Raw genomic sequence first — 13396 nt, 5'->3', positions numbered from 1 at the left:
CCCCGCCTGCCCCCACCGGGCAGCCCACCAACTACCCCTCGGGCGTCTACCGGTCGGAATCGACCCCCGTCGACGAGCGCCAGAACCAGACGAAGTCCACCATGACGCGCTGGCCCCTGCTCCTCATCGCCACCCCCGCCGCAGTAGCCACCTGGTCTGGCTGGGTCGAGTTGGGACGCATGACCGGTTTCGGCGAGGTAGCTCCCCTGCCCGGCATCTGGGACGAGCTGGTGATCAACACCGCCATCACGCTCCCGATCGGTGTGGAAGCCTATGCCGCATATGCGATCGGAGCGTGGATGTCCCCCCGTCGGCTCTCCAGGGGAACCCGCCGGTTTGCGGCTATCTCCGGCAGACGCTGCGTGGCCGAGTGATCCGGTTCCCGGTCCAGGCCGCCCCCGGTGGCATGCCACCCGAGGAACGGCACGGCACGGCAACCGGTGGCATGCCACCCCCGCCCTCTGTCAGGCGCTGGCAACCGTGCCGGTTGGCACGTGCGTTTGGCAGGCATGGTTTGGCGGAGGGGCGTGCCGACGATTACCGGCGTGTCATCGCGACCGGGCCTGTGTTCGTGGAGAGCGTGCGGTACCGCCGCCGTCGCACGGCATGGGTGGCTGCCGGGGTTGTGGCAGCCGGTCGCATGGTCGACGTCCTGGAGGTGGGCGTGGTCGTGCCAGTTGGCATGCTGACTGCCGTGGCTGCCACTGGCACCGCCATCGAGGCTCGCCACCGCCTGCCAGTGGCGAGCCGTTCTCGCTGCTTCCTGGCAGGCGTGGCATGCCAACCGAGGACGCGGTGGCGCATGCCCTGCCGCCGCTCGCCTAGGTGGCAGTGTCGCCCCTGCCAAGTACCGGCTGGCAGCTCCGGTCTTGGCGGGCGCTGCCGCCGAGGGGGCGGCTCCACTGGAGCACTTCATTGGTGCGTTCGGTGGGGAGGATCGGCTGTGGGCCGAGGAACTGCGGCAGCGGAACCGGTCCCCGTACCGGAGAGCGACAGCGCTCTCGCGAAGATGCTGCCCCTATGGGATCGGTCCTCGGCAGACGTGGTGCGCGGACGAGACTGGGCGGGGTCGCAACCGGCAGGGGGTACCACCGCGCCGACTTTGAGCAGGCCCTAGACCGAGCCCTGGGGGGACGCTAGAGGTGGGCTGGCCTTCTAGCTCCTCGATCCCGCCTGACCTGGGTTTTAGGGGGTATGGGTGGCTGGTGGATCTAGTGTGGAAGCCGGGTTCGGGGCGTTGAGTCGGAAACAGTGAAGCCCTCCCACAAACACCTAGTGGGAGGGCTTCACCGTGCCCACGGCTGGACAGCCCCTCGCGGCCTAACAGGCCCGACGACGAGACCCTGTCCCTATCCTGGAAGTTGCCACACTTTCAGGAAAGGCAGGACCTCTATGTCCGAAGGGTACCAAGAGGCGTCATTCGGAAAGCGTCTCCAGGCTATTCGAGAACGGAGCGGCATGACCCGTGCCACCCTCGGCGGACTCGTGGGTCGCTCCGCTGAGTGGGTCAAGAGCATCGAAAAGGGGCGTCTTCAGATGCCGCGCCTCGACATGCTCACCCAGTTGGCTGCGGCACTTGGGTGCGACCTTGCGGAGCTGGTCGGCGGAGAGCACCCGATCATTGTCGCCCCCTATGTGAAGGAGGCGCATCCCGCCCTTCTGGAGATACGGGAGGCGCTCACCTCCTATCCGATCGGGCGGGATGACGAGGAGCCTGCTACTGCGGCAGAGCTTGCCGAGCGGGTGCGGCACGCCTGGATGGTGTGGCATGGCAGCCGCGCCAACCACCGGACCCGTATCGCTGCGCTCCTGCCGCCGCTGCTGGCAGACCTGCGATACGCCGCTCGCGTACATGAGGGCAAGGAGCGGCGTTCGGTGCTGGCGTCGCTGGCCGAGGCGTACCACCTTGCGCAGTTGTTTCTCAGCTTCCAGCCTGCCCCGGACCTGGTGCTGCTGACGGGCGACCGTGGCATGGAGGCCGCGTTGGAGGCCGACAACCCGAGAGCGATCGCGTCGGCGGCGTGGTACATGAACCACGTCTTCCGTGACGCTGGGGAGAGGCACGAGGCTCGGGTTGAGATGGCCATGCAGGCCGCACGCCTGCTGGACCCCGAGAAGGACTCCGACGAACTGGCGCGGTGGGGACTGCTGCACCTGGCGGTCGCCCTGTCCTACGCGAAGGTTGGACGCGCTGGCGATGCGTGGCGCTACTGGGACATCGCGTATGAAGCGGCCCAGAAGCTGGGGCGGTCGTATGCGCACCCGTACCTGATCTTCGGTACGGGCATTGTCGAGGGCTATGCGGTGACGATGCATGACGACCTCATGCAGGGCGGGAAGGCGGTGGAGGCCGCCGCGAAGGTCGACCTGAGGCTGATCCCGTCGGCGACCCGGCGGGCGTTCCACATCATCGAGACGGCGCGTGGGCACTGGCAGCGCGGCGAACAGGCTGCCGTGGTTCACTTGCTGAACAAGGCTCATCGAGAGAGCCCGGAGACGATCAGGTTCAACATCTTCTCGCGGAGGGCCGTGTCGGACATGGTGTCGAACCCTCCGTCGATGTTGCGCGAGGACGTGGACAGTCTGGCCCAGAAGCTGGGGGTCGCAGCCCGGTAGGGGTCCAAACTGTACCCCTTGAGGTAGGGGTACCGGCTGTCCCTTGAGCCGCCTGGTTCAGCCATACGGTCTTGGCATGGCCATTATTGGTTCAGGAGCAGCAGTGCGTTCCGCCCCGGACCGGGCAGCTCGTGCTTTCTGTCGCCGCACTCCTGGGTGGAAGTGCCGATGGATTTCAGAGTCGGGGGTGTTCGAAGCGTGGACCTTCCGGCGTGGTCAACGGATCGTTCTCCGCGATGCTGACCTGAGCGTCTTGGAGGCTGTCGCCGACGGACGCTTGAGCTTGGAGGAGAGGCTCACCGAGGATCTCGCCAGGTTGATCCGCGAGGGGATCGAAAAGGAAGTGTTTGCGTCCTCCGAGGTCCCGGAAAGCCTGCTTTCTTGGGGTGACGTCCTGCGCCTGAGCGCCGGGGAGGGTTCGGGTTGATGCGCTTCGTAGCTCTGTACGGAGGTCCCCTCGACGGCGCTTGTGTCCCTGCCACGCCGCTTGAAGCCTACGTTCGCCAGGGGGTTACTCGCGTCCTGTTCCGGGAGCGAAGACCGGGAGGAGCTGCCGGGTTGTATCAGCTCGTCCACGGCCGGTGGACCTTTGACAGCAGGACGCCTCTACCCGCTTGACGACAAGGAATCATGGAAGACATCCCCTGGGAAGACGAGAACCGCGCTGACCTGATCACCACGGACGAAGCCTTGAAGCTGCTCGCGTACTACGACATCCCCGAAGAAACCATGCAGGAGTGGGTGAAGAGCGGAACGCTCGAACAAGTCCTCACTTCTGACAGTGCGGTCCGGTATCGCCGGAAGGATATCCTTGCACTTCAGCAGCACTACTTTCCTGACGGTGGGGAGCCGGTACCGGTTCCCTCGGCATTGATCGATCTGCGGTCCGCTGTCCTGCGCACCCTGGTGGTTCCGGGGGCGGTGCACATCGAGGTCACCGGTGACGACAGCGTGCACCTCTACCTCGGGGAGAGTGTCCTGGTCGTCCGGGAAAGGGAGCTCGGCAAGACCGGGGTTGACCTTCTCTACCGAATCCGGCCAGGCGTTCATCGAAGCGGCAGCCCTCGCCCGCGATCCCGACCGCCTGAAGTCGTGGAAGAGCAACAAGCAGCTCCTCCGCTTGTTGACCAAGGAAGCCACCCGGAAAGGGCCCACCCAGGAGGGAGGGTAGGGTGCCAGCGGCCACGGCCGCCACCGCGGTCCTGCTGTGCCGGGGCCCGTGACGCCGGCGGGCGCCGGCGCCGCGGGCGGGGCGGGTCACCCCTTGACGCACACCACTTGCCGCAGGTGCGTCACCACTTCCACAAGATCAGTCTGGGCGGCGATCACCTCGTTGATGTCCTTGTACGCCGCGGGGATCTCATCGACCACGCCGAGATCCTTGCGGCACTCCACTCCCCTGGTCTGTTCGACCAGGTCGGCCTGGGTGAAGGTCTTGCGGGCCCGGGTCCGGCTCATGCGGCGGCCCGCGCCGTGCGAGGCCGAGTGGTACGACGCCGGGTTGCCCAGGCCGCGCACGATGTAGGTGCCGGTGGCCATCGATCCGGGGATGATCCCCAGGTCGCCGCGGCCAGCGCGGATCGCGCCCTTGCGGGTGACGAGCACGTCGACGCCGTCGTAGGTCTCCTCCGCCACGTAGTTGTGGTGGCAGGAGATCCACTCGGGGAACTCCACCCCGGGGAACTGCTCGCGCAGCACACCGCAGGCCAGGCCCATCATCACCTCGCGGTTGCGGCGCGCGTACTCCTGCGCCCAGAACAGGTCGCGGCGGTAGGCCGCCATCTCGGGGGTGCCCGCGACGAACACCGCGAGGTCCCGGTCGGGCAGGTCCTGGTTGTGCGGCAGCTCGCGGGCCCGCTCGATGTGGTACTTGGCCAGCTCGTTGCCGATGTTGCGCGACCCGGAGTGCAGCACCACCCACACCGCGCCGTCGTCGTCGAGGCACACCTCCAGGAAGTGGTTGCCGCCGCCGAGGGTGCCGATCTGGCAGGCGGCGCGCTCGCGGCGGTCGCGCACCCCCTCGGCGAGGGTGTCGAACCGCGCCCAGAAGGCGTCCCAGTCGCGGCTGCGCACCCCGGGCAGGCGGCGCACGTCGACGGGCTCGCGGTGCGCGGCGTGGCCGACGGGGACCGCCCGCTCCAGCCCGGACCGCAGCTTCCGCAGGTCGTCGGGCAGGTCCTCGGCACGCAGCGAGGTCCGCACCGCGGTCATGCCGCAGCCGATGTCGACGCCGACGGCGGCCGGGGAGACCGCGTCGCGCATCGCGATGACCGAGCCGACGGTGGCGCCCTTGCCGTAGTGCACGTCCGGCATGACGGCCAGCCCGTGCACCCACGGCAGCGTGGTGACGTTGTGGAGCTGCTCCATGGCCTGCTGCTCCACCGTGTTCGGGTCGGTCCACATCCGGATCGGGACGCGCGCTCCCGGAACCTCGGTGTAGGGCATGAGCCACCTCCTCAGGGGTTGACACGGGGCCGTGCCGACCGCTCCGGGGTCGGCTCCCCACCATGACGCCAGATCCGCCCCGGCGGGGCAACCGGTTTTCCCCGCCACTGCCCGCTCGGGGCCTCGTGCAACACCCCGCCGCGCGGTCTGCGCGGAGCGGGGACGCCGGACGCCCGGGCCACTCAGCGGTCCGGGTCGGTGCGGGAGGCGACGCGCAGGGCGAACTCCGGTGCGTCGACCGGGCAGGCCAGGGCCTCGGTGCGGTGGGGGTGGGCGGCGCCCGCCCCGGCGACGTCCACCGCGACCGCCTCCGGGGCCGCGGCCGCGCGGCGGTCCTGCTCCTCCAGCGCGGCGGCCCGCACCCGCGCCGCGTAGGACTCCGGCAGTTCGATCCGCCCGGTCACCTCCACCACGTCCTGCTCCAGCACCGCGCGGGCCTGTTCGGCCGCGGCGCGGCTGCGTTCCCCCGGGGTGGGGGTGGCGTCGATGCGCCGCCTGGCCCCGGACCGGCGCAGCGGGCTCTCGGCCACGGCCCCCTCCACGTCGGCGAGGACCACCCGGTCGCGCGTCCCGTCCAGCAGCAGTCCCCGGTGGTGCAGCGGCGAGTCCAGCACCGCGTCCACCTCCTCCTGCGTCCGCCGCAGCGGTTCCCGTGCGGGGGCGTCGAGCATGTCGGCGGTGACGCGCCGCTCCTCCGGGGCCGCGGCGGGCGGCCGGGGTTCCGGCCGCCGGACCCGTCCGGTGCGGTTCCCGACGGCCCAGGACAGGCCGAGGACCGCGCCCCAGACCGTCAGGGCCGTGAGGAACACGGGTCCGCCTCCCGTCGAGGACAGGACGGGGACGGCCAGCAGCCCGCCCACGGCGACCACGGGTGCGGCTCCGCCTTCCAGCAGCGTGAGCGGGACCCCCGCCCCGGCCCCCTCCCGGCCGTCGCGGGGGCGCCGCCCGTCCGCTCCGCCCGGTCGACGACGAGGTCGGGGTGGACGGTGGCCCGCCGCGGGGCGCCCGTCCCGGAAACGGGCCGCTGTCCGGTTCCCGCCGGCCCCGGCGCCTCCGACTCCAGCAGTCCCGTGCGGACCTCGCGGCCGGACGGGGTGAGCGTCCACCGGCCCGACTCCGGATCGTAGACGACCAGGCCGAGTTGCCTCAGCCGGGTCGCGGCCCCGGTGGAGCCGTGTCCTCGGCGCAGTCTCAGCAGTGCCGGCTCCGCGGCCGCGGTCTCCGCGTCGCGGAGGGCCGCCGCCGGGTCGGGGGTGATCCGGACGGTCGTTCCGGTGGGGAGCGTGAGCCGCACTGCCGCCCTTTCCGTGGGGGTTCCGGTCCTCTCAGAGAGGATGTCGCCGCTGTCGCCCACCCGGTTCCGGAGAGTGAGGACGTGCTGCTCTGCCATCGAACCGTACCGGGCTGGAGCAGTCGGATCATACGGCACAATAGGCACGTCAGCGGCTTCTTTGGTATCCGAGGGCGGATGCCGCTGACCCGACTCCGGGGGTGGGTCCCACCCCCGGAGTTTTTCCGTCTCCCGCCGCTTCCGCCCCCGGAACTCTCTTCGGATTCCGGACAGGAACCGGCCGCAACGGCTTCTAGTCTGGGGCTGTGCGGTGGGCGTCCGACCCCCGCGCGGAAAGGCAGCGGACACCATGACACCCCTGGGACGCCGCGCCCTGAACCGGGCGACCCTGGAGCGGCAGCTGCTGCTGCGCCGCACCGACCGCTCCGCGTCGGAGGTGGTCGCCCACCTGGTCGGCCTGCAGGGCCAGGACCCCGACCCGCCGTACCTGGGGCTGTGGAACCGCATCACCGGTTTCACCGTCGAGGACCTGGCCCGCCTGCTGTACGGGCGCCGGGTGGTCCGCGCGACCCTGTTCCGAGGCACCCAGCACCTGCTGGCCGCCGACGACTACCTGTGGATCCGGCCGCTGCTGCAACCGGTGCAGGAACGCGTCTGGCGGGGGCACTTCCAACGGGCGCTGGCCGGGATCGACCCGGTCGACCTGGCCGCCGCCGCACGCGAACTCCTGGACGGCCGGGTGGTGCCGCGCCCCGAACTGGGCCGGGCACTGGCCGAGCGGTGGCCCGGCCGCGACCCCGTGGCGCTGGCCCGCTCCGTGCAGCATCTGCTGCCGATCCTGCACCCGCCGCCCGACGGCCTGTGGCGGCGGCACGGCCCCACCCCGTTCACGCTCGCCGAGCAGTGGCTGGGCCGCCCCCTGGCGGACCGCCCCGCACCGGGCGACCTGGTGCTGCGCTACCTGGCGGCGTTCGGTCCGGCCACGGTCGCCGACGTGCAGGCGTGGAGCGGCCTGACCCGGCTGCGCGAGGTGGTCGAGGAACTGCGGCCGCGGTTGCGCGTGTTCCGCGGCGAGGACGGGCGGGAACTGTTCGACCTGCCCGATGCGCCGCTGCCCGACCCGGACACGGCCGCGCCCGCGCGGTTCCTGGCCCTGCTGGACAACGTGGTGCTCGCCCACGCCGACCGCAGCCGCCTGATGACCGACGAGCAGCGCGCCCACGTCGGCTGGGAGCCGGTGCTGCTCGTGGACGGCTTCGTGCGCGGCCTGTGGCACCTGCGGCGCGGCCGCGGCGAGGCGGTGCTGACGGTGCGGCTCTTCGCCCCGCTGTCGGCCGCCCAGCAGGCCGAGGTCGCCGAGGAGGCCGCGGCCCTGCTGCGGTTCGCCGCGGAAGGAGACCGGCACGACCTGCGGTTCCGCCCGGTACAGGAGTGAGGCGGCCCGGCCCGTCACGGGTGCTCTCCGCGCACCGGCACGACACGCCCGGCTCCCCCGGCACTCCCCCGGACGCGGCGGTCGGGCCGCCAGGTGAGCAGCAGCGCCAGGGCCAGCAGGAGTTCGGCGATGTCGCCGCCGTAGTACATCAGTTCCGCACCACCGCGCACCTGGTCGGCGGGAGCGTCCACCGCCACGAGCAGTCCGGCGTACATCAGCTGCGCCAAGGCGGCGTGCGCGGCGACGGCCACGCCCAGCACGACCAGGCGCACCGGGACCGACGGCCGCCGCGGCGCGGGGTCGGGGCCGGCGACCACCCACGCGAACAGGACACCGGAGAGCAGGAAGTGCAGGTGCACCAGGTGGTGCAGGAGCGGGTGGTGCCCGGTCGCGGCGTACAGCGGGGTGAAGTACAGCGCGGCGAGCCCGCCGACGGTGAGCAGCAGCGCGGTGACCGGGTGGGCGAGCAGCCGCACCGGAGCCAGGTGCAGCAGGCGGCCGATCCGCTGCCCGGCACGGGGCGGCACCGAACACAGCACCAGGGTGACGGGGGCGGCCAGCACCAGGCCCAGCGGGGCGACCATGCCGATGAGGAGGTGCTGGAGCATGTGCCGGCGAAAGTCCGCGGGGGCGAAGGGCAGGGCCTGCGGCAGCAGCGCCCACGCCAGCAGCGCGCACCCGGCGAGGAAGGCCGCGGTGCGCCAGGAGCTCCAGCCGCGTGGTTCGCGGCGCCGCCTCCCGGCCAGGACCAGGTAGCCCACCGCGAGCGCGGCGACGGCCGCCACCGGCAGTGTCTCGACGGCGGTGTGCGCGCCGTGCGCGGTGGTCACCGCCGGGCCTCCTCGGCGGACGGCGCCGTCCCGACCGGGACGGCGCCGCGCTGCACCAGCCAGCCGACGGCAACCAGCAGGACGCCCAGGGCGAGGAACCCCAGGTCCCACCAGAGCTGGTGGGGGCCCGGACGCACGTGGTGGATGCCGAGGACGTGGTGGTCGACGACGCCCTCGACGAGGTTGAACAGGCCCCAGCCGACCAGGACCCAGCCCCACAGCGCCCGCGATCCCCACACCCGGCCGCGGGCCTCGGTCACCCGCGAGTACAGCAGGGCCAGCCCGACCAGCACCGCCAGCCAGACGACCACGTGGAAGACACCGTCCCACACCGTGTTCATCCGCAGGCCCGGCACGGTGTCCGGTGGATAGGGGCGCAGGCCGATGGTGTCGCTGCCGGCACTGGACAGCATGTGGTGCCACTGCAGGATCTGGTGGAGCAGGATGCCGTCGACGAACCCGCCCAGGCCGAAGCCGAGAACGGTGCCCGGAAGCGCGATCTGCGCGCGGCGTGCCCCCGACCGGTGTGCCGTCCGCGATACCCGTGCTGCCACGGCGCCTCCCGTCGCTTCCGGTGGCTGACCCGTTCCGGTTACCCCGCCGCCCTCCCGCTACACACGGGCCCGCCCCGGCGGTGTCCCGGCACCGCCGGGTGGGCGGGACGGGCGCTTCCCCGGCCGGCGACGGGTGACTGTCACCGGTCGCCGCCATGATGGGGCCATGCGACGTTGTGACCACTGCGACCTGCTCGTCGGCGCCGGATGCGCCTGTTCCCCGTCTCGGCGTCCCGCCTCGGAGCACAGCGGGGCCCCGGAGTCCGGGACGTCCCCGGACAGCGGTTTTCCGCCCGGCACGATCCTGATCTCCCCGCGCAGGATCGCCCACCGGCTGGGCTGCACGCACCAGTCCGACTCCGAGATCGCGGCCCCGCTGTGGGGGTGGATCATCGACCCCGACCCGCACCTGTGGCGGCGTATCAGCCCCACCAACCCCGCCCGCGCCACGCACGGCAACACCGACCGCTCCGCGGTGCGGCGCTGCCAGAGCTGCGACTCCTGACCGGTCCGCCGCCGCGTCCGGAACGGACGGCACCGCGGGCGGACCGGGTGGTGCCGGTGGAGGGGCCGCGGTGCCGGGCACGCAGGCCCGGAGCGTACCGGAGGCCGTGTGGTTCACCCCCACGCCGGTGGCAGCCCGACACGGGCGGCGACGGCTTGTGGGGCGAGGGTGCGGCTCGACGAACCGGACCCCCGGTCCCGTCGCCTCTCCCCGGCTGCTCCCGCTTCCGAACCCGCCCTCGGCGCCCCCGTGACCGGCGGCACGACCACGGATCGCCGGTCCTCGACGATTGTCCGCTTCCGGCCAGTTTTTACTGTCACCTTGCTCCGCGACGCCCGGTCTGTTGGGTTAACAGACGACTGCCGGCGAGAACCGGAGGATGGCGTGGCGCGCTTCTCACCATTCCCGAAGACGGCACCGCCCCGGCCCCGGGGGTGCTGCCGCGGCCGTTCCCCGCAGCCGGCCGGGAACAGCGACGCCTCCCCCCTGTGCGCCGCGGCCGTTCGGACGGCCCCGGCCGTGGCGCCGGTTCCGTGGTCGCCCCGCCTGCTCGGCGGCGGGACCGCACCGTACGGAGACGGGGCGTCCGCATGAACCGGGGGTGGACCGAGTGGCTGGTCGCGCTGCTGTTCGCGGTCGGGGCTCCGGTCGCCGGACTGGTGCTCGTCGTCGTCAGCACGGCCCTGGAGGTCGCGTACGGTCCCGCGTGGCTGGCCGAGAACCAGGTCGGAGGCACGCTGATAGGCCTGCTCAGGTTCACCGGGTACGCCCTGGTGCTGCTCCCCCAGCTCCGGTACACCAGCTTCGTGGTGCTCTTCGGGTCCTCCCTCGCCTTCGTCCTCGGCCTGTTCATGATCACCGACACGATCGAGGAGCGCGTGCTGCACGCACGCGGGGTGACCGACGCGTGCGTGGTGCTCCAGGTCGACAGCCGGGTGGAGACCTCGACCGACAGCGAGGAGAACACGACCGCCCGCACCTACTACGACCACACGCTGGACTGCCTGAACGCGTTGGCCACCGAGCTGACCACCGGCAGCCGGGTGTCCGAGGAGGGCGAAGAGGTCGACGTCCGCTACGACCCCGCCGACCGCGTCGACCCCCGTCCCGCCGACTCCGTGGACGAGCCGCCCGGCCTGCTGTGGCCCGGCGTCGCACTGTTCGGTGTCGGGATCGTGCTCCGCCTGCTCAGCGAATTGGGCGTCCCGGTGCTCCGCAACGAGTCCTAGGGCCTCGGCCGGGGCCGCCGTCCCGGACCGGCCTGTGCCCAGAGCCGCCTTCAGCGCCCTTCGTGTCCCCGACGGCATGGTCACCGGACTCCCCCGCCCGCTCCGGCGACCGTGGCGAGGATGTATCCGGGCCGTTTCAGGTCCTCCCAGGTGAAGCGGACGATCCGCACTCCCGGGACGTGCGCCTGCAGGGCGTTCTGGCGGACCCGGTCGCGGGCCAGCGCCTCGGGGAGGCTGTGCGGGCCCAGCCCGTCGGCCTCGCCGACGAGCCGCCGGTCGGCCCACCAGAAGTCGACGCGCGCCAGCAGGTTGCCCCGCTCGTCGTGGAACGGGTGCTGCAGGTCGCTGGGCGGCAGTCCGCCGTCGACGCAGACCAGGCGCACCCGGGTCTCCAGCGGGCTCTGCGCGCGCCCGTCCGCCAGCGACCACCACGGCCGGCTCCGGCGGCAGCCGCGCCGCCCCCGGTTGGCGGCCTCCAGCGCGGCCAGGTCCTCGGCGCGGACCAGCCGCTGGTGCAGCGCCGAGTCGAGCAGGCACACGGCGGTGGCGCGGTCCACGTCCAGCAGCAGGTCGCGCAGGGTGCGGCCGGGCGTGGTCAGCCGCAGGCCCGAGCCGGTCCGGGCGACCTCCTCGGGCGCGGTGTCCCAGGTGTGCAGCCGGATGCCGGTGATCTGCCGCTGGGCGGCGGGGGCGGGGACGACCATGTGCACCTCCTGGCCGTCCCAGGGCCGCAGCCCTTGCAGGCCCCACAGCCGGGCTGCGGTGTGCGTCCCCGCGAAGGCGGCCGGTCCCAGGGCGAGCTGGGCGGCCATGACCGCCTGGCGCGGCCTCTCCGCCTCGTCGCCCCCGTCGGTGAGGGCGCGCACCGCGTAGACCCGGGGCAGGCGGCGGCGCCACTCCTGTCTGCGGACCAGGCGGCGCACGTCGCCCCGGGTCAGCCCGCAGGAGCGCGCCTGGGCCCAGGTGAGCAGTCCGTGCTGCCGCGCGGCCACGCCCAGGGCCAGGGAGAGGGGAGCGTGGGAACGGTGGAGAGCGGAGGAAACCATGCCCCCACCCTGGCCACCGCACTCGGGCTGCGGCCACCCCGATGCGCGCCCTGTGGACAACCCCGGCCGGGGTGCTAGGTGATCATGTCCCCAGTGCCATCACAGACACCCGCGATGGCCCCAGAACCATGGTCGTCAGAGCCGCTCTAGGCCACGTCGGCGCGGCGGGGACGGCCGAGGAGCAGGGCGGCGGCGACGGTCAGCCTTACTTCTCTTCAGTCGGCGGGGCGGACCACTCATGAGCGAGAACAGCCCAAACGTCGCTGTCGTGACGGACACCGTTGACCATGACAGCGCTGCGGAGTGTGCCCTCATAGGTCATCCCGAGGCGTCGGGCAAGAGAGCGACCATGCGTGTTGCGCGGGCTGGTCTGGAGTTGAACACGTTGGATTCCCCGCTGGTTGATGGCCCAGTCGATCAGGTGCCGTAGCGCCTGAGTTGCCAATCTTCGGCCATGAGCCTCCGGCACAAGCCACGCACCGACCTCGGCGGTAGCCATGCAGGGGTCGAAGCTTCGGAACATCGCGGCACCAACCAGGTGACCGTTCAGCCAGATCCCTCCGTAATGGCCGGTGTCGCGGACGTGTTGGCGTGTGTACTCCTGGAGGAGACGGCGGGCACCGGTGAGGTCACGGACTCGATCTGCTATGAAAGTCCGCGACGCCAGGTACTCGCGGTTCTCCTCCACACAGGCGAATAGCGCTTCGGCATGCCAGGGCCCCAGCAGACGCAGTTCGGCATCATCGTCGAGAGGAAAGGAGAACATCGCGCCTCACCGTGCTCGGGGTGTGTCGGGGACGGGGAAGCGGGCCTTGAGATGGTGGTAGACCGCCGCCGGATCGGCAACCTCGTGTCCGAGGACGCTTCGGAGGACGTCCCGGCCGTCATCGGGTGGTGCTTGGGCCAGAACCTCCATGACCTGGGGAACTTTCTCAGCGAGAAACAGTCCGTCTCGACTTGGTATGGCCGTGCGCAGGGAGAAGAACGCCACCGGTGGAGGAAGCATGGCCCTGCCTCGGCTGTCGGTGAGTTCCACACCGGTCCAGAACCTGCCCACCATCAGCCGGACCGGAGCGTAGAGATTACGGGCCAACCAGGCAGGCCATTGCAGCAGCCGACGCGCTTCCTCCTGGTCTTTCGGCCCCAGCACAGCTATGTTGCGGCAGGCCAGTATCCCCGTGGAGCGGCGGGCGACCCGCAGTTCCTCAGCGTGCCCGAGCAACATGGCGAACAGGTCGGCCTGCTCCCCGGGTGCGGCTTGGTAAGCGGACCACAAGGTCAGTCCGCGCTGCACCGACGGTCCCAGATAGGGGCATCTGGCAATCATGTCCTGCTGGTGTGCGACCAACCCGGGGTGGATTTCGGCCGGATCGGCGGTAGCGGAGACGACACAGTGCATCAATGTCCTCGGAAATGGGTCAGTTCGGGCTGGGCGGGGGCGGCAT

General features: G+C 71.5%; 14 protein-coding genes. 6 read left to right on the top strand and 8 right to left on the bottom strand.

Features of this window, described 5'->3' with window-relative positions; genetic code table 11:
- The 3 genes from AC529_RS17920 to AC529_RS17910 all read left to right on the top strand — a co-directional run.
- Window positions 1-374 (top strand): hypothetical protein (locus tag AC529_RS17920; RefSeq protein ID WP_232306812.1); only part of this gene is annotated, 374 nt, incomplete at its 5' end.
- Between the two features lie 1018 nt (window positions 375-1392).
- Window positions 1393-2616, top strand: a complete 1224-nt coding sequence (locus tag AC529_RS17915; RefSeq protein ID WP_068758524.1) for a helix-turn-helix domain-containing protein — start codon at window positions 1393-1395, stop codon at window positions 2614-2616.
- Window positions 2617-2803: 187 nt separating this feature from the next.
- Window positions 2804-3043, top strand: coding sequence for a hypothetical protein (locus AC529_RS17910; RefSeq protein WP_068758523.1), 240 nt, complete (start codon window positions 2804-2806; stop codon window positions 3041-3043).
- A gap of 179 nt (window positions 3044-3222) precedes the next feature.
- Here the strand turns inward: AC529_RS17910 and AC529_RS20630 are convergent, their stop codons facing one another.
- The 3 genes from AC529_RS20630 to AC529_RS17895 form a co-directional block, all read right to left on the bottom strand.
- Complete coding sequence (locus AC529_RS20630; protein ID WP_198156477.1) at window positions 3223-3720, bottom strand: hypothetical protein; 498 nt, start codon at window positions 3718-3720, stop codon at window positions 3223-3225.
- A gap of 153 nt (window positions 3721-3873) precedes the next feature.
- Complete coding sequence (locus AC529_RS17900) at window positions 3874-5061, bottom strand: RtcB family protein (RefSeq protein WP_068758521.1); 1188 nt, start codon at window positions 5059-5061, stop codon at window positions 3874-3876.
- A gap of 182 nt (window positions 5062-5243) precedes the next feature.
- Window positions 5244-5930, bottom strand: coding sequence for a hypothetical protein (locus AC529_RS17895; protein ID WP_068758520.1), 687 nt, complete (start codon window positions 5928-5930; stop codon window positions 5244-5246).
- A 771-nt stretch (window positions 5931-6701) separates the two neighbouring features.
- Between AC529_RS17895 and AC529_RS17890 the strand changes: the two genes are divergently transcribed.
- The gene (locus AC529_RS17890; protein WP_068758519.1) at window positions 6702-7787 is read left to right on the top strand and encodes a winged helix DNA-binding domain-containing protein; all 1086 of its coding nucleotides are present in this window, start codon (window positions 6702-6704) and stop codon (window positions 7785-7787) included.
- Between the two features lie 14 nt (window positions 7788-7801).
- Here the strand turns inward: AC529_RS17890 and AC529_RS17885 are convergent, their stop codons facing one another.
- Together AC529_RS17885 and AC529_RS17880 are read right to left on the bottom strand one after the other, a co-directional pair.
- On the bottom strand, window positions 7802-8617 hold the full coding sequence (locus AC529_RS17885; protein ID WP_068758518.1) for a cytochrome c oxidase assembly protein: 816 nt from the start codon (window positions 8615-8617) through the stop codon (window positions 7802-7804).
- On the bottom strand, window positions 8614-9171 hold the full coding sequence (locus AC529_RS17880; RefSeq protein ID WP_068758517.1) for a DUF2243 domain-containing protein: 558 nt from the start codon (window positions 9169-9171) through the stop codon (window positions 8614-8616). Before AC529_RS17880 ends, AC529_RS17885 begins: the two co-directional genes overlap by 4 nt.
- 166 nt (window positions 9172-9337) lie before the next feature.
- On the opposite strand from AC529_RS17880, the gene AC529_RS17875 reads away from it, so the two are divergent.
- A complete protein-coding gene (locus AC529_RS17875; protein ID WP_068758516.1) occupies window positions 9338-9676 on the top strand; it encodes a hypothetical protein in 339 nt (112 codons plus the stop codon).
- A 590-nt stretch (window positions 9677-10266) separates the two neighbouring features.
- On the top strand, window positions 10267-10905 hold the full coding sequence (locus AC529_RS17870; RefSeq protein WP_068758515.1) for a hypothetical protein: 639 nt from the start codon (window positions 10267-10269) through the stop codon (window positions 10903-10905).
- A gap of 80 nt (window positions 10906-10985) precedes the next feature.
- Here the strand turns inward: AC529_RS17870 and AC529_RS17865 are convergent, their stop codons facing one another.
- The 3 genes from AC529_RS17865 to AC529_RS17855 form a co-directional block, all read right to left on the bottom strand.
- Complete coding sequence (locus AC529_RS17865; RefSeq protein ID WP_068758514.1) at window positions 10986-11951, bottom strand: type IV toxin-antitoxin system AbiEi family antitoxin domain-containing protein; 966 nt, start codon at window positions 11949-11951, stop codon at window positions 10986-10988.
- Between the two features lie 205 nt (window positions 11952-12156).
- Window positions 12157-12717 (bottom strand): GNAT family N-acetyltransferase, encoded by a 561-nt coding sequence (locus AC529_RS17860; protein ID WP_068758513.1) that lies wholly within the window; start codon window positions 12715-12717, stop codon window positions 12157-12159.
- Window positions 12718-12723: 6 nt separating this feature from the next.
- Window positions 12724-13350, bottom strand: coding sequence for a hypothetical protein (locus AC529_RS17855; RefSeq protein WP_083948410.1), 627 nt, complete (start codon window positions 13348-13350; stop codon window positions 12724-12726).
- Between the last annotated feature and the right edge of the window lie 46 nt (window positions 13351-13396).

It is taken from the genome of Thermobifida cellulosilytica TB100 (genome assembly GCF_001517975.1).
GTDB lineage: Bacteria > Actinomycetota > Actinomycetes > Streptosporangiales > Streptosporangiaceae > Thermobifida > Thermobifida cellulosilytica.
This window is presented reverse-complemented; position numbering and strand designations above follow the sequence as displayed.

Excerpts from the sequence above, each read along its gene's own strand:
- AC529_RS17855 (WP_083948410.1), bottom strand. The coding sequence starts at position 13,350 with ATGCACTGTGTCGTCTCCGCTACCGCCGATCCGGCCGAAATCCACCCC.
- AC529_RS17900 (WP_068758521.1), bottom strand. The coding sequence starts at position 5,061 with ATGCCCTACACCGAGGTTCCGGGAGCGCGCGTCCCGATCCGGATGTGG.
- AC529_RS17865 (WP_068758514.1), bottom strand. The coding sequence starts at position 11,951 with ATGGTTTCCTCCGCTCTCCACCGTTCCCACGCTCCCCTCTCCCTGGCC.
- AC529_RS17860 (WP_068758513.1), bottom strand. The coding sequence starts at position 12,717 with ATGTTCTCCTTTCCTCTCGACGATGATGCCGAACTGCGTCTGCTGGGG.
- AC529_RS17890 (WP_068758519.1), top strand. The coding sequence starts at position 6,702 with ATGACACCCCTGGGACGCCGCGCCCTGAACCGGGCGACCCTGGAGCGG.
- AC529_RS17915 (WP_068758524.1), top strand. The coding sequence starts at position 1,393 with ATGTCCGAAGGGTACCAAGAGGCGTCATTCGGAAAGCGTCTCCAGGCT.
- AC529_RS17875 (WP_068758516.1), top strand. The coding sequence starts at position 9,338 with ATGCGACGTTGTGACCACTGCGACCTGCTCGTCGGCGCCGGATGCGCC.
- AC529_RS17870 (WP_068758515.1), top strand. The coding sequence starts at position 10,267 with ATGAACCGGGGGTGGACCGAGTGGCTGGTCGCGCTGCTGTTCGCGGTC.